The 19,017-nt window shown below is 70.4% G+C and carries 16 protein-coding genes, 1 tRNA gene and 1 pseudogene; 10 read left to right on the top strand and 8 right to left on the bottom strand.

All coding sequences use genetic code 11. The features are described 5' to 3' along the window. Positions 1-122: 122 nt before the first annotated feature. The 4 genes from ACZ6BB_RS25010 to ACZ6BB_RS24995 form a co-directional block, all read right to left on the bottom strand. Complete coding sequence (locus ACZ6BB_RS25010; RefSeq protein WP_471617623.1) at positions 123-971, bottom strand: S-methyl-5'-thioadenosine phosphorylase; 849 nt, start codon at positions 969-971, stop codon at positions 123-125. A 149-nt stretch (positions 972-1,120) separates the two neighbouring features. Then, positions 1,121-1,459 (bottom strand): FmdB family zinc ribbon protein, encoded by a 339-nt coding sequence (locus ACZ6BB_RS25005; protein WP_471617401.1) that lies wholly within the window; start codon positions 1,457-1,459, stop codon positions 1,121-1,123. Between the two features lie 70 nt (positions 1,460-1,529). Further along, positions 1,530-2,819, bottom strand: a complete 1,290-nt coding sequence (locus ACZ6BB_RS25000; RefSeq protein ID WP_471617400.1) for an MFS transporter — start codon at positions 2,817-2,819, stop codon at positions 1,530-1,532. A gap of 266 nt (positions 2,820-3,085) precedes the next feature. Continuing rightward, on the bottom strand, positions 3,086-4,636 hold the full coding sequence (locus ACZ6BB_RS24995) for a potassium/proton antiporter (RefSeq protein WP_471617622.1): 1,551 nt from the start codon (positions 4,634-4,636) through the stop codon (positions 3,086-3,088). A gap of 319 nt (positions 4,637-4,955) precedes the next feature. Between ACZ6BB_RS24995 and ACZ6BB_RS24990 the strand changes: the two genes are divergently transcribed. Continuing rightward, entirely contained in the window at positions 4,956-7,793 is a 2,838-nt protein-coding gene (locus ACZ6BB_RS24990) for a penicillin acylase family protein (RefSeq protein ID WP_471617399.1), read from the top strand. 64 nt (positions 7,794-7,857) lie between these two features. On the opposite strand, the gene ACZ6BB_RS24985 is transcribed toward ACZ6BB_RS24990, so the two are convergent. Then, positions 7,858-8,466, bottom strand: a complete 609-nt coding sequence (locus ACZ6BB_RS24985) for a 5-formyltetrahydrofolate cyclo-ligase (protein WP_471617398.1) — start codon at positions 8,464-8,466, stop codon at positions 7,858-7,860. 103 nt (positions 8,467-8,569) lie between these two features. Here ACZ6BB_RS24985 and galU point away from each other — a divergent pair, with 103 nt between their 5' ends. From galU to ACZ6BB_RS24950, 7 genes are all read left to right on the top strand, one after another. After that, complete coding sequence (gene galU / locus ACZ6BB_RS24980) at positions 8,570-9,472, top strand: UTP--glucose-1-phosphate uridylyltransferase GalU (RefSeq protein ID WP_471617397.1); 903 nt, start codon at positions 8,570-8,572, stop codon at positions 9,470-9,472. Positions 9,473-9,477: 5 nt separating this feature from the next. Then, on the top strand, positions 9,478-10,800 hold the full coding sequence (gene glp, locus ACZ6BB_RS24975; RefSeq protein ID WP_471617396.1) for a molybdotransferase-like divisome protein Glp: 1,323 nt from the start codon (positions 9,478-9,480) through the stop codon (positions 10,798-10,800). Positions 10,801-10,884: 84 nt separating this feature from the next. After that, entirely contained in the window at positions 10,885-11,367 is a 483-nt protein-coding gene (moaC, locus tag ACZ6BB_RS24970; RefSeq protein ID WP_471617395.1) for a cyclic pyranopterin monophosphate synthase MoaC, read from the top strand. Next, positions 11,364-11,894: a MogA/MoaB family molybdenum cofactor biosynthesis protein gene (locus tag ACZ6BB_RS24965; protein ID WP_471617394.1), complete on the top strand. Its 531-nt coding sequence runs from the start codon at positions 11,364-11,366 to the stop codon at positions 11,892-11,894. Before moaC ends, ACZ6BB_RS24965 begins: the two co-directional genes overlap by 4 nt. A gap of 17 nt (positions 11,895-11,911) precedes the next feature. Then, on the top strand, positions 11,912-12,553 hold the full coding sequence (locus ACZ6BB_RS24960; protein ID WP_471617393.1) for a GNAT family N-acetyltransferase: 642 nt from the start codon (positions 11,912-11,914) through the stop codon (positions 12,551-12,553). A gap of 222 nt (positions 12,554-12,775) precedes the next feature. Further along, entirely contained in the window at positions 12,776-14,161 is a 1,386-nt protein-coding gene (gene sepX, locus ACZ6BB_RS24955; protein ID WP_471617392.1) for a divisome protein SepX/GlpR, read from the top strand. Between the two features lie 124 nt (positions 14,162-14,285). Further along, positions 14,286-14,359: transfer RNA gene (locus tag ACZ6BB_RS24950), tRNA-Ala, on the top strand. Between the two features lie 72 nt (positions 14,360-14,431). Here ACZ6BB_RS24950 and ACZ6BB_RS24945 read toward each other — a convergent pair. Next, a pseudogene (locus tag ACZ6BB_RS24945) lies at positions 14,432-15,621 on the bottom strand (site-specific integrase). A gap of 246 nt (positions 15,622-15,867) precedes the next feature. Between ACZ6BB_RS24945 and ACZ6BB_RS24940 the strand changes: the two are divergent. Beyond that, positions 15,868-16,620, top strand: coding sequence for an SCO4651 family lipoprotein (locus ACZ6BB_RS24940; RefSeq protein ID WP_471617391.1), 753 nt, complete (start codon positions 15,868-15,870; stop codon positions 16,618-16,620). Positions 16,621-17,017: 397 nt separating this feature from the next. On the opposite strand, the gene ACZ6BB_RS24935 is transcribed toward ACZ6BB_RS24940, so the two are convergent. Both ACZ6BB_RS24935 and ACZ6BB_RS24930 read right to left on the bottom strand, forming a co-directional pair. Next, a complete protein-coding gene (locus ACZ6BB_RS24935; RefSeq protein WP_471617390.1) occupies positions 17,018-17,467 on the bottom strand; it encodes a hypothetical protein in 450 nt (149 codons plus the stop codon). Between the two features lie 55 nt (positions 17,468-17,522). Beyond that, the gene (locus ACZ6BB_RS24930) at positions 17,523-18,005 is read right to left on the bottom strand and encodes a GNAT family N-acetyltransferase (protein WP_471617389.1); all 483 of its coding nucleotides are present in this window, start codon (positions 18,003-18,005) and stop codon (positions 17,523-17,525) included. A gap of 141 nt (positions 18,006-18,146) precedes the next feature. Between ACZ6BB_RS24930 and ACZ6BB_RS24925 the strand changes: the two genes are divergently transcribed. Continuing rightward, positions 18,147-18,950 (top strand): exodeoxyribonuclease III, encoded by an 804-nt coding sequence (locus ACZ6BB_RS24925; RefSeq protein WP_471617388.1) that lies wholly within the window; start codon positions 18,147-18,149, stop codon positions 18,948-18,950. Positions 18,951-19,017 lie beyond the last annotated feature (67 nt).

The following is a 19,017-nucleotide window of genomic DNA, read 5'->3' as shown; positions in this document are numbered from 1 at the left end:
TTCCGCCCGACCCACGGCAACCCGAACCCCGTCAGGGCAACCCGAACCCCGTCAGGGCAGTCCGAACCCCGTCACGGCAGCCCGAACCCCGTCAGGCCAGCCCGAACCCCGTCACGGCAGCGTCAAGGCAGGTCGAACCCCGGATCCATCCCGCCCAGCGCCGTCGCGCACATGCAGTCGCGGCTGTCGTTCGGCGGCAGGGCGGCGACCGCGTCGAAGAGGACGCCCCGCAACCGGTCGACGTTCGCGGCGAAGACCCGCAGGACCTCCTCGTGGGAGACGCCCTCGCCGGTCTCGGCGCCGGCGTCGAGGTCGGTGACCAGGGTCAGGGTGGAGTAGCAGAGCTCCAGTTCGCGGGCGAGCACGGCCTCGGGATGGCCGGTCATACCGACGACGGACCAGCCCTGGGCCTGGTGCCACAGGGACTCGGCGCGGGTGGAGAAACGAGGGCCCTCGACCACCACCAGGGTGCCGCCGTCCACCGGCTCCCAGTCCCGGCCGCGCGCCGCTTCGAGGGCGGCCTTGCGGCCCACGGGGCAGTAGGGGTCGGCGAGCGAGACATGGACGACGTTCGGGACAGACCCGCCCGGCAGCGGAAGACCGTCGAAGTAGGTCTGGGTGCGGGACTTGGTGCGGTCCACCAGCTGGTCCGGGACGAGGAGCGTGCCCGGTCCGTACTCCGGCCGCAAGCCGCCCACCGCGCACGGGCCGAGCACCTGGCGCGCCCCCACGGAACGCAGCGCCCACAGGTTGGCCCGGTAATTGATGCGGTGCGGCGGCAGATGGTGCCCACGGCCGTGGCGCGGCAGGAAGGCGACCCGGCGCCCGGCGATCTCACCGAGGAAGAGGGAGTCGCTGGGTGGTCCGTAGGGGGTGTCCACCTGTATCTCGGTCACGTCGTCGAGGAAGGAGTAGAAACCCGACCCCCCGATGACGCCGATCTCCGCCGGAGCGGTCCCCGCCGAGCCCATCCCCACAGTGTCGTCCGCCGTGCCCGTCCCGCCCACCGGCTCCGCTCCGTTCGCCACGTGCTCCGTGTTCGCCATGCCCGCACCCTAACCGGGGCGGGACACGCCGAAGACCCCGCCGTCGTGCGACGGCGGGGTCCCGGACGGAGCTGCTAGGCCGCCGAGGTGCTGCTGGTGGAGGAAGAGCCCGCGGACGACGACTTCGAGTCCGAGGACGACGAACCCGACGAGGACGAGGACGACGCGGACTTGGCGTCCGAGGACGACTTCGTGTCCGACGACTTCGACGTCGCGGGGCTGCTGCTCGACGAGGAGCCGCGGCTGTCGTTCCGGTAGAAACCGGAGCCCTTGAAGACGATGCCGACCGCGGAGAACACCTTCTTGAGGCGGCCGTTGCAGGCGGGGCACTCGGTCAGGGCGTCGTCGGTGAACTTCTGCACCGCTTCGAGGCCCTCACCGCATTCGGTGCACTGGTACTGGTACGTCGGCACTGGCTCTTCCTCCTGGCACTCTCACTCGATGAGTGCTAACGACGGTCCATAGTGACCTATTCCCCCGGGATCAGTCCACTGTCACCGGCACTCGGTGACCGACGACACGCGCGACGGTACGGCTCCGGGGGGTGCCCACCAGCCTCGTACGCAGGGCGAACAGTGTCGTCAGGGCCAGTGCCGTACCGGCCGCGGGCACCAGGAATCCGGCGCCGGTCCACAGCCGGTCCTCCAGCTGTCCGGCGGCGGTGACGGCGGCCGCCTGGCCGAGCGCGACCGCGCCGGTGAGCCAGGTGAAGGCTTCCGTGCGGGCGCCGGACGGGACCAGGGAGTCGACCAGCGTGTAGCCGGTGATCAGGGCAGGGGCGATGCACATGCCGACCAGCAGGCCGAGCGCGGCGAGGACGAGCACGGAGTCGGCGGTCCACAGGGCGGAGGCGGTCAGCGCGAGGGCCGTGTAGCCGACGATCAGGCGCCGCTGCGGGGCCGCCTTCCACGCGATCGCGCCGCAGACGATGCCGGAGAGCATGTTGCCGGCGGCGAAGACGCCGTACAGGACGCCGTTCAGGCCGGGCTCGCCGATCGACTCGGAGAAGGCGGCGAGCGAGACCTGCATGCCGCCGAAGACGGAACCGATGCCCAGGAAGGTGACGATCAGGACGCGCACGCCGGGGACGGACAGGGCGGAGACCCGCTCCACGCGCGCGTGCGCCACGGGGACGACCTTGGGCTGGGTGCCGCGCTGCGCGGCGAACAGCAGACCGCCGACCAGGGTGAGCCCGGCCTCGGTGAGCAGACCGGCGGCCGGGTGCACGGCGGTGCAGAGCGCGGTCGCGAGCAGCGGGCCGAGCACGAAGGTCAGCTCGTCGGTGACGGACTCGAAGGCGGCGGCGGTGCTCGTCAGGGGCGAGTCCTGGAGCTTGACGCCCCAGCGGGCCCGCACCATGGGGCCGACCTGCGGCACCGAGGCGCCGGTCGGCACGGCGGCCGCGAACAGCGCCCACAGGGGGGCGCCCGTCAGGGCCAGAGCCGTCAGGGTGAGGCCGGCGGCGCCGTGGACGAGGACGCCGGGGATCAGGACGGCCCGCTGCCCGTGCCGGTCGGCGAGGCGGCCGCTGTAGGGGGCGAACAGCGCCATGGAGACACCGGTCGCGGCGGCCACGGCGCCCGCCGCCCCGTACGAGCCGGTGGTGTGCTGGACCAGCAGCACGATGGAGATGGTCAGCATGGCGAACGGCTGGCGGGCCGCGAAGCCGGGGAGGAGGAACGTCCACGCGCGCGGGGTGCGCAGCAGCTGCCCGTATCCCGGGCGGGACGCCTTCGAGGTGCGAGAGGTGTTCGAGGTGACCGTGGATGCCACGGCCGTGCCTTTCCGCCGCCTGGTAGCGCGCCCGTGCGGGGGGCGCCGAGAGCTGTCCTCTTGCGCTACTGCGGTAGATGCCGGAGCCCACTGCGAGGGGTGTCCCGGCCGCCATACGGTCGCGCCAGCTCTGCGTCAGGCAGAGTTGGTCCGATCAAGTGCGCCTTCATCGTACAGGGACGATCGACCGGGGCGCCTGTGAAAACGAGCACCATGGGTAGCCGCACCCCCGAATCCAGAGGGTGTGAACAGCGCGAAACCTCCCCTCAGCGCCTCGCCCCACCCTTCCCGCTCCCGCTTCCGCCCTCGTTCGCGTCGCCGTCCCCGTTCCCCGTTCCCAGCCAGTAGGCCAGCTTGCCGCCCTGGCCGACGGCCCTGAGGCGGTGTTCGGCCTGGTCGCGGACCGGGTCCGTGGCGACGACGAGCAGTTCGTCGCCACGGCGCAGGACGGTGGTCGGCAGGGGCACGAAGGAGGTGCCGTCGCGTACGACGAGGGTGACGGCGGCGCCCGGGGGGAGCCGCAGCTCGTTGACCTCGACGCCGTGCATCCGGGACTTCTCGGGGATGGCGACGGACAGCAGGTGGCCGCGCAGCCGCTCCAGCGGCGCCGACTCGATGCCGAGGTCGGCGGCCTCCTCGCCGGAGCCGCCGAGCCGCAGCTTGCGGGCCAGCCAGGGCAGTGTCGGGCCCTGGACGAGGGTGTAGACCACGACCAGCACGAAGACGATGTTGAAGATCCGGCGGCTGCCCTCGATCCCGCTCACCATGGGGATCGTCGCCAGGATGATGGGCACCGCGCCGCGCAGGCCGGCCCACGACAGCAGGGTCTGCTCGCGCCACGGGACCCGGAACGGGGTCAGCGCGACGACGACGCTCAGCGGTCGCGCCACCATGGTCAGCACCAGGCCGATCACGAGCGCGGGCCAGATGTCGTCGCCCATCTCGTGCGGGGTGACGAGCAGGCCGAGCAGGACGAACATGCCGATCTGGGCGATCCAGCCGACGCCCTCGGCGAAGCCGCGGGTGGCCGGCCAGTGCGGCAGCTTGGCGTTGCCGAGGACGACGGAGGCCAGGTAGACGGCGAGGAAGCCGCTGCCGTGGGCCATGGCGCCGGCCGCGTAGGCGGTGACGGCGATCGCCATGACGGCGATCGGGTAGAGGCCGGAGGCGGGGAGCGCCACGTGCCGCAGGGCCCAGGAGCCCAGCCAGCCCACGGCGAGGCCGATCGCGGCGCCGATCGCCAGTTCCAGCGCTATCTCGCCGATGAGCACGTACCAGTGCTCGACCGGTCCGGCCATGGAGAGCGCGGCGACGAGGATGACGACGGGGGCGTCGTTGAAGCCGGACTCGGCCTCCAGGGTGCCCGTCACGCGCGCGGGGAGGGGGATCTTGCGCAGCACGGAGAAGACGGCCGCCGCGTCCGTGGAGGACACGACCGCGCCGATGATGAGTGACTGCCGCCACTCCAGTCCGATCAGATAGTGCGCACCCGCGGCCGTGACTCCGACGCTCACCGCGACCCCGGCCAGCGCCAGTGAGGCGGCTGCGGGCAGGGCGGGCTTGATCTCCTTCCACTTCGTGCCGAGGCCGCCCTCCGCGAGGATCACGACGAGGGCCGCGTAGCCGATGACCTGGGTCAGTTCGGCGTTGTCGAAGTGGATGTCGCCGATGCCGTCCTGGCCCATGGCGATGCCGATGCCCAGGTAGACGAGCAGGCTGGGGAGCCCGCTGCGCGACGAGATCCGGACCGCGGCGACCGCGACCAACAGGACGAGCGAGCAGACGAGCAGGAGCTGGTTGAGGTCGTGGACAGTCAGAGGGCCGTACCTTTCTCGCCGAACCGCACGTGGTTCCGGATGGGGATGCCGAGCACTGGATGCGGGGCACGCGCGCGTGTGGGCGTGCCGAGCCGATCACGGAAACCGTGCGATTGCGGTTACGTCAGTGCAAGTACTTCGTTACCTTACCTAACTCTTGACGATTTCTTGACGCTCGCGAAGGCAAGATCGAACAGCCGTCCGCGCCAGTTCCCGACTCCGCGTCAAGTCGTGCCGGGCCCTGCGCCTATGGTTGCTCCAGCGTTCAGTACAAAGCACAGCCCGACCTGCCGCTCGTGTTAGGACAGCAAGGACAGCGATGCCCACCGACAATCCCGCCTCCTCCGGCCAGCAGTCCGGCAAGTCCGGCAGGAAGAAGGGACGCAAAGTCCGTCTTCTCCTGATCGTCCTGGTTCTGGCCATCATCGGTGGCGTCGGCTACGGGGCGTTCTGGTCCGTCTCCACCGTGCGCGCCTCCTTCCCCCAGACCAAGGGTTCGATAGCCCTGGACGGTCTGTCGGGACCGGTCGACGTCAAGCGTGACGGCTACGGAATCCCGCAGATCTACGCCTCCTCCGACGAGGACCTGTTCATGGCGCAGGGCTACGTCCAGGCGCAGGACCGGTTCTACGAGATGGACGTGCGCCGCCACATGACGGCCGGCCGCCTCTCGGAGATGTTCGGCGAGAGCCAGGTCGACACCGACGAGTTCCTGCGCACCCTCGGCTGGCACCGCATCGCCGAGGAGGAGTACGAGAAGACGCTCTCGGCCGAGACGAGGAAGTACCTCGACGCGTACGCCAAGGGGGTCAACGCCTATCTCGCGGGCAAGGACGGCGCCGACATCTCCGTGGAGTACGCGGCCCTCGGCTTCGAGAACGACTACAAGCCCGAGGAGTGGACCCCGGTCGACTCGGTCGCCTGGCTGAAGGCGATGGCCTGGGACCTGCGCGGCAACATGCAGGACGAGATCGACCGCGCCCTGATGACCAGCCGCCTCGGCCCGAAGCAGATCGCCGACCTGTACCCGCAGTACCCCTACGACCGCAACGGGACGATCGTGCGGGAGGGTCAGTACGACGAACTGACCAAGACCTGGTCGGACGGGTCGGGCTCCACGCAGAACGCCGACGGCTCCACGCAGGGCACCGGCGGCACCGGAACGGGTGCGGGCACCGGCCAGGGCACCCAAGACTCCACGCAGGGCACCGGCGGCACCGGAACGGGCACCGGCACCGCCGGCACGTCCACGGACTCCGGAGCCCTCCAGACCCAGCTGGGCGGCCTCTACGACGTCCTGGAGGACCTTCCCGAGGCCGTCGGCGTGAACGGCAACGGCATCGGATCCAACTCCTGGGTCGTCTCCGGCGACCACACCATCACCGGCAAGCCGCTCCTCGCCAACGACCCGCACCTGTCGGCGTCGCTGCCCTCGGTCTGGTACCAGATGGGCCTGCACTGCAAGGCGGTCTCCGCCAAGTGCCAGTACGACGTCTCCGGCTACACCTTCGCGGGCATGCCCGGCGTGGTCATCGGCCACAACGCGGACATCGCCTGGGGCATGACCAACTCCGGCGTCGACGTCACCGACCTCTACCTGGAGAAGCTCACCGGCGACGGCTACCAGTACGGCAGCAAGGTCCTGCCCTTCGACACCCGTGAGGAGACCATCGAGGTCGCCGGCGGCGAGTCGAAGAAGATCGTCGTCCGGCTCACCAAGGACGGCAGCCCGCTGCTCTCGGACCGCAGCAACGAACTGGTCCAGGTCGGCAAGAAGGCCACGGTGGACCAGGACGCCCCCGACCGCGGCGACGGCTACGGCATCGCCCTGCGCTGGACCGCGCTCGACCCCGGCACCTCCATGGACGCCGTCTTCGCCATGAACAGGGCCAAGGGCTGGGAGGACTTCCGCAAGGCCGCCACCCTGTTCGACGTCCCCTCGCAGAACCTGATCTACGCCGACACCGAGGGCCACATCGGCTACCAGCTGCCCGGCAAGATCCCCACCCGGGGCAGGGGCGACGGCTCGATCCCCGCGCCCGGCTGGGACGCCAGGTACCGCTGGACCGGCTACATCGACCAGGACGAACTGCCCTGGGAGTTCGACCCGAAGCGCGGCTACATCGTCACCGCGAACCAGGCCGTCGTCGACAAGAAGTACCCGTACACGCTCACCGCCGACTGGGGCTACGGCACGCGCGCGCAGCGGATCACCAGTCTCATCGAGTCGAAGATCAAGGGTGGCGGCAAGATCTCCACAGACGACATGCGGCAGATGCAGATGGACAACAGCAGCGAGATCGCCAAGCTGCTGGTGCCGCTGCTGCTCAAGATCGACGTGAACGACCCGCACGTCCGCGAGGCGCAGAAGCTCCTGGAGGGCTGGGACTACACGCAGGACGCCGACTCGGCGGCCGCCGCGTACTTCAACTCGGTCTGGCGCAACATCCTCAAGCTCGCCTTCGGCAACAAGCTCCCCAAGGAACTGCGCGTGGAGGGCCAGTGCCTGTCGGTGGAGCCGGTCGACGCCACCGGGCCGGCCGACGAGGACCGCAGGGTGCGCGAGTGCGGCAGGCGGGACGCCGACCAGGCGCAGCCGGACGGCGGCGACCGCTGGTTCGAGGTGGTCCGCCGGATCATCGACGACCAGGACAACGCCTGGTGGTCCACGCCGAAGACCCGCACCCTGGACGCCGTCGACACCCGTGACGAGCTGTTCAACCGGGCCATGCGGGACGCCCGTTGGGAGCTGACCGCCAAGCTCGGCAAGGACATCGACACCTGGAGCTGGGGCCGGCTGCACCGGCTGTTCCTGAAGAACCAGACCCTCGGCACCGCGGGCCCCGGTTTCCTCAAGTACATGCTCAACCGCGGCCCCTGGAAGCTCGGCGGCGGCGAGGCCACGGTCAACGCCACCGGCTGGAACGCGGCGGGCGGCTACGAGGTGGTCTGGGTGCCCTCGATGCGCATGGTGGTGAACCTCGGGGACCTCGACAAGTCCAAGTGGATCAACCTCACCGGCGCCTCCGGGCACGCGTACAACGCGCACTACACCGACCAGACCGACAAGTGGGTCAAGGGTCAGCTGCTGACCTGGTCGTTCTCGGACAAGGCCGTCGAGCGCGGCACGAGCGACACGCTGCTGCTGAAACCCTGACGCCGTCCTGAACACCGCAAAGCGGCCCCCCACACGCGCGTGGGGGGCCGCTTTCGCGTCCGGGTCACCGGAACCGTCGTACCCCTGCCGGGGTCACCACCGCGTGCACCGGGCGGTCGTGCGGCTCCTCGGGCACTCGCTCCACGACCTCGGTGTCGTACAGGAGCACCACCAGCGCCGGGTCGGCTCCCGCGCGTTCCAGCCGGGCCAGGACGCGGTCGTACGAGCCGCCGCCCCGCCCCAGCCGCATCCCGCGCGCGTCGACCGCCAGGCCCGGCAGCAGGACGGCGTCGGCGGTGGTCACGGCCTCCGGCCCGAGGCGCTCGCCGGCGGGTTCGAGGAGTTCCATGCGCCCGCCCCCGTGCCGCACGCGCGCGAGGGAGGGCTCTCCCTCGTAGACGCCCCAGTCGAGGTCGTTGTCGGGGAGCAGGACCGGCAGCAGGACGCGCACGCCCCGGGCGCGGAGCACGTCGAGGAGCGCGAGCGTGCCCGGTTCACTCCCCACGGCGACGTACGCCGCGACCGTGCGCGCGTGCGCCAGCTCGGGCAGGCCGAGGGCCCGTTCCGCAAGGGCGCCCGTCGTGACCCGGACGTCATCCGGCGTCAACCCGTTCCTCACCAGGAGGAGCTCTCGTCGCAACATTCGCTTGGAAAGCTCCGGTTCAGGTCCCATCCGGCTCACAGGTAGCTCCAGTATTCTTCGTAATCGGATCATATGAGAACGAATTCATCGGAGCCACAGATTCCACACAAAGGCACCGGATATGGTTCCGCCCATGAGTGAGGCGAACCCCAGGATCAGCAAGGCTGTCATCCCCGCCGCGGGTCTGGGAACCCGGTTCCTGCCGGCCACCAAGGCGACTCCCAAGGAGATGCTGCCGGTGGTCGACAAGCCGGCGATCCAGTACGTGGTGGAGGAGGCCGCATCGGCGGGTCTCGACGACGTCCTGATGATCACCGGCCGGAACAAGCGCCCCCTTGAGGACCACTTCGACCGCAACTACGAACTGGAGTCGGCCCTCCAGAAGAAGGGCGACGCCCACCGGCTCGCCAAGGTCCAGGAGTCCAGCGATCTCGCGACCATGCACTACGTCCGCCAGGGCGACCCCAGGGGCCTCGGTCACGCCGTCCTGTGCGCCGCGCCGCACGTGGGCGACGAACCCTTCGCGGTCCTCCTCGGCGACGACCTGATCGACCCCCGCGACCCGCTCCTGAAGCGCATGGTCGAGGTCCAGGAGCGCAGCGGCGGCAGCGTCATCGCGCTCATGGAGGTCGCACCGGAACAGATCCACCTCTACGGATGCGCGGCCGTCGAGGCCACCGACGACGGCGACGTCGTCAAGGTCACGGGCATGGTCGAGAAGCCGGAGGCAGCCGACGCCCCGTCCAACTACGCGATCATCGGCAGGTACGTCCTCGCCCCGCAGATCTTCGAGGTGCTGAGCCGCACCGAGCCGGGCCGCGGCGGCGAGATCCAGCTCACCGACGCCCTCCAGCAGCTCGCCGCGGACGAGAAGGTCGGCGGCCCCGTGCACGGCGTCGTCTTCAAGGGCCGCCGCTATGACACCGGCGACCGTGGCGACTACCTGCGTGCCATTGTCAGACTCGCATGCGAACGTGAGGACCTGGGCCCGGACTTCCGGACCTGGCTTCGCAGTTACGTAGCCGAGGAGATGTAGCCACATTGAGCACCGCCGCGACCCGCACCACCGACCCGGACCACCTCTGGTCGGTGACCGAGCACCTGGAGGACATCCTCGCCACGGTCCGCCCCCTGGAACCCATCGAGCTGCAACTCCTCGACGCCCAGGGCTGTGTCCTGGTCGACGACGTCACGGTGCCGATCTCCCTGCCGCCGTTCGACAACAGCTCGATGGACGGGTACGCGGTACGGGTCGCGGACATCGCGGGCGCGAGCGAGGAGTTCCCTGCCGTGCTCACGGTGATCGGGGACGTCGCGGCGGGCCAGGCCGAACCGCCCCACGTGGGGCCCGGCGAGGCCGCCCGCATCATGACCGGCGCCCCGCTGCCGCCCGGCGCGGAGGCCGTCGTCCCGGTGGAGTGGACCGACGGCGGCCTCGGCGAGGGACCCGTCTCCGGGATGCGTGCCCGCAGCGCGAACCCCGAGGGCGCCACCGGCCAGGTCGCCGTGCACCGCCCCGCCGAGGCGCGCGCGCACGTACGCGCGAAGGGCAGTGACGTGAAGGCCGGCGAACGCGCCCTGGCCGCGGGGACGATCCTCGGCCCGCCGCAGCTCGGGCTGCTGGCCGCCATCGGGTGCGCCTCGGTCCGCGTCCACCCGCGCCCGCGCGTGGTCGTGCTCTCCACCGGCAGCGAACTGGTCCCGCCGGGCGAGACCCCGGCCACCGGCCAGATCCACGACTCCAACAGCTTCGCCCTCACCGCCGCCGCCCGGGACGCGGGCGCGATCGCCTACCGCGTCGGCGCCGTCGCCGACGACGCCGAGACCCTCCGCTCCACCATCGAGGACCAGCTCGTCCGCGCCGACCTGGTCGTCACCACCGGTGGGGTCAGCGTGGGCGCGTACGACGTCGTCAAGGAGGCCCTGGAGTCCGTCGGCGACGAGGACGAGGAGGGCTCCGGCATCGACTTCCGCAAGCTCGCCATGCAGCCCGGCAAACCCCAGGGCTTCGGCACCATCGGCCCCGACCACACCCCGCTGCTCGCACTGCCCGGCAACCCGGTGTCGTCGTACGTCTCCTTCGAGATCTTCGTCCGGCCCGCCATCCGCACCCTGATGGGCCTGCCCGACGTCCACCGTCCGGCGACCACGGCCACCCTCCGGGCCCCCAAGGCGCTGACCTCGCCCGCGGGACGCCGGCAGTATCTGCGCGGGACGTACGCCGACGGCGAGGTCACGCCCGTCGGCGGTGCCGGCTCGCACCTCGTGGCGGCCCTCGCGCACGCCGACGCGCTGATCGTGATCCCCGAGGACACCGAGTCGGTCGAGCCCGCCGCGGAGGTCGAGGTCGTCCTGCTCGGCTGAACCGTCGGGGGTGGCGTACCGTGTCGCGCACAACCGACCGCGCGCCGCACCGCGACGGGCCCCGACCGGGAGCGTCACACCACCATGAGTACGCCGCAGGACCGACTGACCCACATCGACGAGGCGGGTGCCGCCCGCATGGTCGACGTCTCCGGGAAGGACGTGACCGCGCGGACCGCCCGCGCCAGCGGCCGGGTCCTGGTCTCGCCGGCAGTGGTCGAACTGCTGCGCGGCGAGGGGGTGCCCAAGGGGGACGCCCTCGCCACCGCGCGCATCGCCGGCATCATGGGCGCCAAACGCACCCCCGACCTCATCCCGCTCTGCCACCCGCTCGCGGTGTCGGGCGTCAAGGTGGACCTGTCGGTCGCGGACGACGCCGTGGAGATCCTCGCCACCGTGAAGACCACCGACCGTACGGGCGTCGAGATGGAGGCCCTCACCGCGGTCTCCGTCGCCGCCCTCACCGTGATCGACATGGTCAAGGCGGTCGACAAGGGCGCGGTCATCACGGACGTCCGCGTCGAGGAGAAGACGGGCGGCAAGTCGGGCGACTGGAACCGGACATGACGCCGCCCGCCGAGGAGACCGGGACCGCGCCGCACCGCGCGCTGGTCGTGACCGCCTCCAACCGGGCCGCGGCCGGCGTCTACGAGGACCGGGGCGGGCCCCTGATCGCCGAGGGACTCCGGGCGTTCGGCTTCACCGTCGACGGCCCCCAGGTCGTGCCGGACGGCGACCCCGTGGAGGCCGCGCTGCGAGCGGGCGTCGACGCCGGCTACGACGTGATCGTGACGACCGGCGGCACCGGGATCTCCCCCACCGACCGCACCCCCGAGGCCACCCGCGCGGTCCTCGACCACGAGGTGCCCGGCATCCCCGAGGCCATCAGGGCGTACGGCCGGGACAAGGTGCCGACGGCGGCGCTCTCCCGGGGCCTCGCCGGCGTCGCGGGCCGGACCCTGATCGTCAACCTGCCGGGCTCGACCGGCGGCGTCCGGGACGGCCTGGCCGTACTGGAACCCCTGCTCACCCACGCCGTCGACCAGCTCCGCGGCGGGGACCACCCGGGATCCGGCCACGGGGGTGCGAGCTGAACACTCCATCCTGGCCCGTGGCGCTGGTCGACGGCGAGGTCGTCCTCCGGCCCATAAAGATGCGTGACCAGCGGGCCTGGCGCGAGGTCAACCGGCGCAACCGGGACTGGCTGCGGCCCTGGGAGGCGACCATCCCGCCGCCCACACCCAGCGGACCCATCGCCCACCGGCCGACCTACCGTCAGATGGTCCGCCATCTGCGGGCGGAGGCCAACGCCGGCCGGATGCTGCCGTTCGTGATCGAGTACCAGGGGCGGCTGGTGGGCCAGTTGACGGTCGCCGGGATCACCTGGGGCTCCATGTGTTCCGGCCACGTCGGCTACTGGGTGGACGAGTCGGTGGCCGGGCGCGGGGTGATGCCGACGGCGGTGGCACTCGTCGTCGACCACTGCTTCCGGACCGTTGGACTGCACCGCATCGAGGTCTGCATTCGCCCCGAGAATCGGCCCAGCCGACGGGTGGTGGAGAAACTCGGATTCCGTGAGGAAGGTCTTCGTCCACGATATCTTCACATCGACGGGGCCTGGCGTGACCATCTCGTCTTCGCGCTCACCGCGGAGGAGGTCCCCGAGGGACTGCTCGGGCGCTGGCAGCGTGAACGGGCGCGGAACGCGCGGAACGCCGGTTCCGACGCGGGCACGCCGGGGCCGCCCCCATAAATGAAATATGTGTTCGAAAAAATGCCCCGGACGGTGATCGGTCGACGATCGACTTGAACGAGTCGGCACGTTCTCGGCACGTTCTCGGCACGTTAATTTCGCGCTCTCGGCGGCCCGCTGATCGGATCGGTCACAAAAAAAGCTCGAAATATCAGCCGGATCGTGCGACACACCGGCTCAATTGGCGGATGGCCTCACGCAAACCCCTCTACCGTGTGAGTCGTGAGCAGCAGCGGCCTCATCTACGCAGTCATCGTCGGGGCCTGGGCCGCCTACTTGGTGCCGATGTGGCTCCGTAGGCAGGACGAGCTGAACGAAGCCCGTCCGACGGAACGCTTCAGCACCGCCATCCGGCTGCTTTCCGGCCGGGCGGGGATGGAGCGCCGATACGCCAAGGACCTGCGGGCGCGCTCCACCGAAGAGGGGGAGCCCAGCGCCGAACCGGACGGCGTCACCGACTCGGTGGACGTCCGGGCCTTCGCCATGCCCCCGCACCGGGAGCACACGAAGGCCCAACTGCCGGTGGAGCGGGGTGAGTCGGCCCAGCAGGGACAGCAGCCCCCGCAGCCGGGGAACCCGGCCGCGCAGGCGCCCGCACCCGCACCCGCACAGTCGAGGCAGGCGCCCCCGCAGGGCGGGGCACCGCAGGCCCAGCAGGCGGGCGCGCCCTCCGCGAAGCAGGGGGCGGCTCACGCGCACGCTCCCGAGCGCGCGAAGCGTCCGGACAAGCAGCGTCCGGACAAGCAGCGTCCGGCCCAGCGGACGGCGAGCGCACGCCGGGGCACCTCGGCGGAGGCACAAGCGCGTGCCCAGCGCTCGAAGGTACTCGCGCGCCGACGGCGTACGACGGTGTTGCTCTTCCTCGCCTTCACCCTCGGCGCGGTCGTCGCGGCGGTCGGCGGACTCGCCTTCCTGTGGGCGCCGGCCGTCCCCGCGGTGCTGCTGAGCGTGTACATCGCGCATCTGCGCCGCCAGGAGCTGAAGCGGTTCGCGTACACGATGGACCGGCGGCAGGCGGAGGTCGCGGCACAGCGACTGCGGGAGCGGCAGCCCCAGCGGCGGCGCCCCGCGCCGGACCCGGTGGACACCGACGAGCCGGAGGACGGACCCGAGAGCGAGGAGAACCGGGCCGAGCTGACCGCGCTCGCGGCCGACCGCCGCGCGCTCGTCGAACAGACCGACCACGCCGAGTGGGTCGACCAGCAGCGGGAGCGCCAGCGGCGGCCCGGCCAGGGCGACAGCTGGGACCCGGTCCCCGTGCCGCTCCCCACCTACGTCACCGCGCCGGTCGCCCCCCGGGCCACCTCCGGCGTGGACCTCGGCGCCCCGGACGCCTGGAGCTCCGCGCGCTCCAGCGCGGCCGACCCGCACGGCTCCCCGGGCGCCCCGTCCCACTCCGCGCAGGCCCCCGGGCACGAGCCGGAGGGGGAGCGTGGCGGCGATGAGGGGGCGGAGGACGCCGGGGCGGGCGACGCGGGTGACGCCCCCGACGGCGGCCGTTCCGACGCCCGCCGGGCCGCGTCCGCGCGCCGCTCCCGCGAGCGGGGGCGTACGCCGCTCTTCGACCAGTACGAGGACGGCGACCGCCCCCGGGCGGCCAACGAGTGATCTCACGGTCCCGGATCTCCCACTCCGCTGACCAGCCAGGAGCCGGCCGCAGGCCGCCCGGCGGCGCCTCGGATACGGATTTCCGAGCACCGCGATCGGGATGCTAGAGTTTCACTCGTTGCAAGGGCCTGTGGCGCAGTCTGGTAGCGCACCTCGTTCGCATCGAGGGGGTCTGGGGTTCAAATCCCCACAGGTCCACGCAGCTCAAAGCCCCGGTCGGGTTCTCCTGACCGGGGCTTTGACATGCCGTACAGCAGCGAAGTACAGCAACTACTCCGGATCTTGTTTCCCAAGGTGCTTGCCCAGCTTGCGGAGTGCCCGGCGGGTGGCTTCCGACGGAACGTGCGTGTAGACCTCCATCGTGACCGCGATCTTGCTGTGCCGAAGGATCTGCATCGCGACGCGGGGGTGTACGTCGAGGGCGGCGAGGAGCGAGCCGCACGTGTGCCGGGTGTCGTGCAGACGGATCTGGCGGATGTCGGCGCGGGTCGAGCGGTCGACGAACCGGCGGTTGAGGTTGCGGGGTTCGATCGGCGTCCCGTAGCGGGTCGTGAACACGAAGTCGGAGTCAGACCACAGCTCGCCAGCCGCCTGTTTGGCCAACTCCCGTTCCTTCTGCCTGCGCTGGAGAGCCGCGATGCAGATCCCCGGAAGCGGGAGCATGGCCGTGGACGCCTCGGTCTTGGTTTCGTCGTGCACCAAGCGCCGGTTGATGCGCTGTAGCTGCATCTGCACGGTGATCTCACCGGCATCCAGGTTGACGTTCTCCCAGGTGAGGCCGAGCACCTCGCCGCGTCGGAAGCCCAGGACCAGGATGAGCACGTAGGCCGCGTACAGCGGGTCATGGGCCGCGCTTGCCGCTTCGAGGAACTTCCGAGCCTCTTCCACGGACCACGGGTGCCGCTTCGTCTTCCGCGCCGACCGCACCTTGACGAGGGCCACCACGTTCTTCGTGATCAGCTCCTCTGTCATGGCGTTGGTCAGCGCCGAGCGCAGGACCGCGCGGGCATCCTGAACCGTGCGGCGAGAGGGTATCCGCTCGCAGCAGTCTCCCGCAGCGCAGCAGCGAGGAGTGTCCCGCTTCGCGTCCAGGCCCTGAGCGCAGCACTGGCACTGTTCCAACAGGGTGTTCACCCAGCTCCGCACGTCCCGGACGGTGAGCTTGTCGAGCCGCTCGAGCCCAGCCCCGGCACGATGTAGAGGCGAACGTGCATCGCGTACGTCTCGGCCGTCTTGGGCTTCAGGTCGGGGCCCACGACCTCCTTGAGCCACCGCGTGAGGTACTGGGCCAAGGTCGGCGACGACGTGACCACCGGCCCTTGCTTCGCTTCTGCGTGCAGCTTGATCCACTTGTCGTGGACCTCTTCGCGGGTCTTGCCGTACACGTACTTGCGCTTGCGGTTGCCCTCCGGGGTGGTCACCCAGGCGTAGGCGGCGAAGCCGTTCTTGTACGGGTAGATCGAGCCCTCACCGTTGCCGCGCTTGCCGCTCTGCCGCCCACTCCTCTGCGTCCGCCGCGATGCGCTGGACGTACTCGTCCACCCAGGCCGGGAGGATGCGGCCCACGCCCGCTCCACGGTGTGTGGGTCGACGGCAGACGGGATGGGAGCTGGGGAGGGTGGTGGGCTGAGGAAAGGTGGAGTGCTTCAGGTTGTGCCCATGACAGACTCAGCGGTCTGTCAGCCACACTCAGGAGGTCCCCTGTCATGCGCCACTTGGCCACCGTGGCGGCCGGTATCGCGGCCGTCGTTTTGATCACCGGGTGTGGCGCCGGGGAGGCCGAGAAAGCATCCGCACCGACGTCGAAGAGCGGAGCATCGGCCACGCCGGGGCCCGATAGTTCGTTCGAAGTCGAGATGGCGCTCAAGAACGCCGATCCAGCGCCTTACTCGGCTGAGATCAGGACGGAGACCTATTCAGGCTCCACGCTGACGGTCGTCATGGCCGGTCGGATGAACTTCAACGGATCAGGTCCTACGGGCAAACTGACCTTGACGACCTCCGACAGTGTCCCGGAGGACCAAGCGTTCAATACGGAGACGATCCTGCTAGAGGACGCCACCTACACGCGGACACTTGATGACGACGGAGCAGTTGGGGAGTGGCAGCGTACGGGACTGGACTCCTCAAGCGCGGGCATAGCTGACTACGGTGCTTACGCACAGCTTCTCTTGGACCTTGGGCCGAAGGCCCGAAAGGGTCAAGAGGAGACAGGCGGAGTCCCGGCGTACCGGCTTTCCGGGAGCCTCACCCAGGACCAGCTCCGGACGGTGGACCGTCGGCTGTACGACAGGATGCGTGCCACGGGTACCAAGGAGTTCGCCTGCGACGTGTGGGTCAACGAATCCGGCCGAGTCGTGCGCTTCGAGCAGTGGCTAGAGATATCCGGCAACTCGGCGCGCAACGTCGTGACGTTCAAGAACTTCAGGGACCCGGTGGCTGTGAGCGCACCCGAGTAGCTCCGTCCCGGCCGTCGCGCGTTGCCAAGACGGCATACGTCGGCTGACATCAGTGGCTGACACCAACAAGGGCGAACAGCGACGGTCGGCGCCGGACCTCAGGGGACGATTGACCAAAGCACATAGCCGGTTGGTCGACGTCGTAGGCCGGGCATGATCGACCTGATAAGGATGAGGCCAAACCTTCGAGCTGGTGCTGTACAGCACGGAAGTACAGCAACCGTGCAGACCACAGGAAGCCGTCTCGAACCGCTGATGGCCGCGTGGCCTGGCCGGATGACCTCAACGACCGTCCCGCCCGTAGTTCGCATCGAGGGGGTCTGGGGTTCAAATCCCCACAGGTCCACGCAGTTCAGAGCCTCCAGTGGTGATCACCACTGGAGGCTCTGACGTGTTGTCAGGACGATGTTCCGTCAGCCTCGGCCGCAGTGTCGGTGTCGACATCGGCGTCCGTGTCACGACGGTCGGCGGCGGCGCTCGGTGCCGGTTCCGCGATCGCGTCGAAGTACGGCCAGCCGTCCACCGCGACCTCCAGGGCGGACGGGGCGAGGTCCAGGTTCACGGCGGCGGCGTCCAGGAGGCGGCGGACCGTGCCGGGCTCGTGGAGGTTGAGGTAGGCGTGGTCCGGGAGACGGACCAGGGCGCCGGAGTCGAAGTAGCAGTTCGAGACGACGCGGTGCTCTGACGGGCTGAAGATCAGGACCAGGCGGCGGCGCCGCGCGCCCTGCGGGTAGAGGGACAGCTTGAGGTGGCAGTGGTCGTGGGCCACGCGGGAGCGCTGCCGGACGGTCCAGTGCCACGTGGTGTCGCCCACGACGAGACGGCGCAGACGGGTGTTCTTCTTCACGGGCTCACGGTAGGGGCCGACACCGCGACGGTCACCGGGATTTACGGCCCCGGGGTCAGCTGTGCAGGTCCTTCGCGAAGCACAGGCTCAGTTCGTGGAAGCGGTAGTAGCCGAACTTCGCGCAGGGCTCGTAGCCGCTGGAGGTGTAGAGCGAGACGGCCTCGGGCTGCTTGGTGCCGGTTTCGAGGACCATGCGGGCGCGGCCGGCGGCGCGGGCGTCGGACTCCAGCGCGGTGAGTATGCGGCGGGCGAGGCCCAGCCCCCGTGCCTCGGGGGTGACGTACATCCGCTTGATCTCGGCGTCGCCGTCCCGGTTGCCCTCGTCGTTGGCGTCCTGGCTGCGCCAGCCGCCCGTGGCCAGGGGTCTGCCGTGCGCGTCGTAGGCGATCAGGTACAGGCCCCGCGGCGGCAGGAAGTGCGCCGGGTCCATGTGGGTGGCGTCGCCGTCGTCGCCGTAGCGGACGCTGTATTCGGCCTGGACCTCGTCGTTCAGCTTGACGGCGTCGGGGTGGTCGTAAGGCACCGGGCGGATAATCATGCCTTGCATCGTACATCTATGCATGACTCTCCTTCGGTGGTGTGGGGCGCGGACGCGCCCCGGTGACGCCCCGGTTCGCGGTCGGTCGGTGCGATCTTCATCGAATCCGGACTCCGTCCACGGTACGGGTATCGTGCCCGCGTGCTGACTGTGACCTCTGTGAACGTGAACGGGCTGCGGGCCGCCGCGAAGAAGGGCTTCGTGGAGTGGCTCGCCGGGACCTCGGCGGACGTGGTGTGCCTCCAGGAGGTGCGGGCCGAGCCGGAGCAACTCCCCGAGGGGGTACGGCAGCCCGAGGGGTGGCACGTCGTGCACGCCCCGGCCGCCGCCAAGGGGCGCGCGGGTGTCTCGCTCTACAGCCGGCGCGAGCCCGACCGGGTCCGGATCGGCTTCGGGTCGGCCGAGTTCGACGGGAGCGGTCGGTACGTCGAGGCCGACCTGCCCGGCGTCACCGTGGCCAGCCTCTACCTTCCCTCCGGCGAGGTCGGGACCGAACGGCAGGACGAGAAGGTCCGGTTCATGGGCGAGTTCCTGCCCTATCTCAAGGACCTGCGGGAGCGGGCCGCCGCCGACGGGCGCGAGGTCGTGGTCTGCGGCGACTGGAACATCGCCCACCAGCAGGCCGACCTCAAGAACTGGCGGGCGAACCAGAAGAACTCCGGGTTCCTGCCGGAGGAGCGGGCCTGGCTCGGACAGGTCTTCGACGAGGGCGACGGAGCGTACGTCGACGTCCTGCGCGCCCTGCACCCCGACGTGGAGGGGCCGTACACCTGGTGGTCGTACCGGGGGCGGGCTTTCGACAACGATTCGGGATGGAGGATCGATTATCAGGTGGCCACGGCCGGGCTCGCCGCCAAGGCGGTCAAGGGGTTCGTGGAGCGGGCCGCGACCCACGCCGAGCGGTGGTCGGACCACGCGCCGGTGACGGCGGTCTACGACCTCTGAGGCACCGCCGGCCGGTGACCCGCGCCACGCTTCTTCGGCCCTGTGTACCGCTTCGCGCCGGTTGTTC

This window comes from Streptomyces sp. NPDC041108 (genome assembly GCF_055592645.1).
The sequence above is the reverse complement of the archived record's forward strand: the minus strand, read 5'-3'. Positions and strand labels throughout refer to the sequence as shown.

Excerpts from the sequence above, each read along its gene's own strand:
- ACZ6BB_RS24930 (WP_471617389.1), bottom strand. The coding sequence starts at position 18,005 with ATGATTATCCGCCCGGTGCCTTACGACCACCCCGACGCCGTCAAGCTG.
- ACZ6BB_RS24940 (WP_471617391.1), top strand. The coding sequence starts at position 15,868 with ATGCGCCACTTGGCCACCGTGGCGGCCGGTATCGCGGCCGTCGTTTTG.
- moaC (WP_471617395.1), top strand. The coding sequence starts at position 10,885 with ATGAGTACGCCGCAGGACCGACTGACCCACATCGACGAGGCGGGTGCC.
- ACZ6BB_RS24990 (WP_471617399.1), top strand. The coding sequence starts at position 4,956 with ATGCCCACCGACAATCCCGCCTCCTCCGGCCAGCAGTCCGGCAAGTCC.
- ACZ6BB_RS25010 (WP_471617623.1), bottom strand. The coding sequence starts at position 971 with ATGGGCTCGGCGGGGACCGCTCCGGCGGAGATCGGCGTCATCGGGGGG.
- galU (WP_471617397.1), top strand. The coding sequence starts at position 8,570 with ATGAGTGAGGCGAACCCCAGGATCAGCAAGGCTGTCATCCCCGCCGCG.
- ACZ6BB_RS24985 (WP_471617398.1), bottom strand. The coding sequence starts at position 8,466 with ATGGGACCTGAACCGGAGCTTTCCAAGCGAATGTTGCGACGAGAGCTC.
- ACZ6BB_RS24965 (WP_471617394.1), top strand. The coding sequence starts at position 11,364 with ATGACGCCGCCCGCCGAGGAGACCGGGACCGCGCCGCACCGCGCGCTG.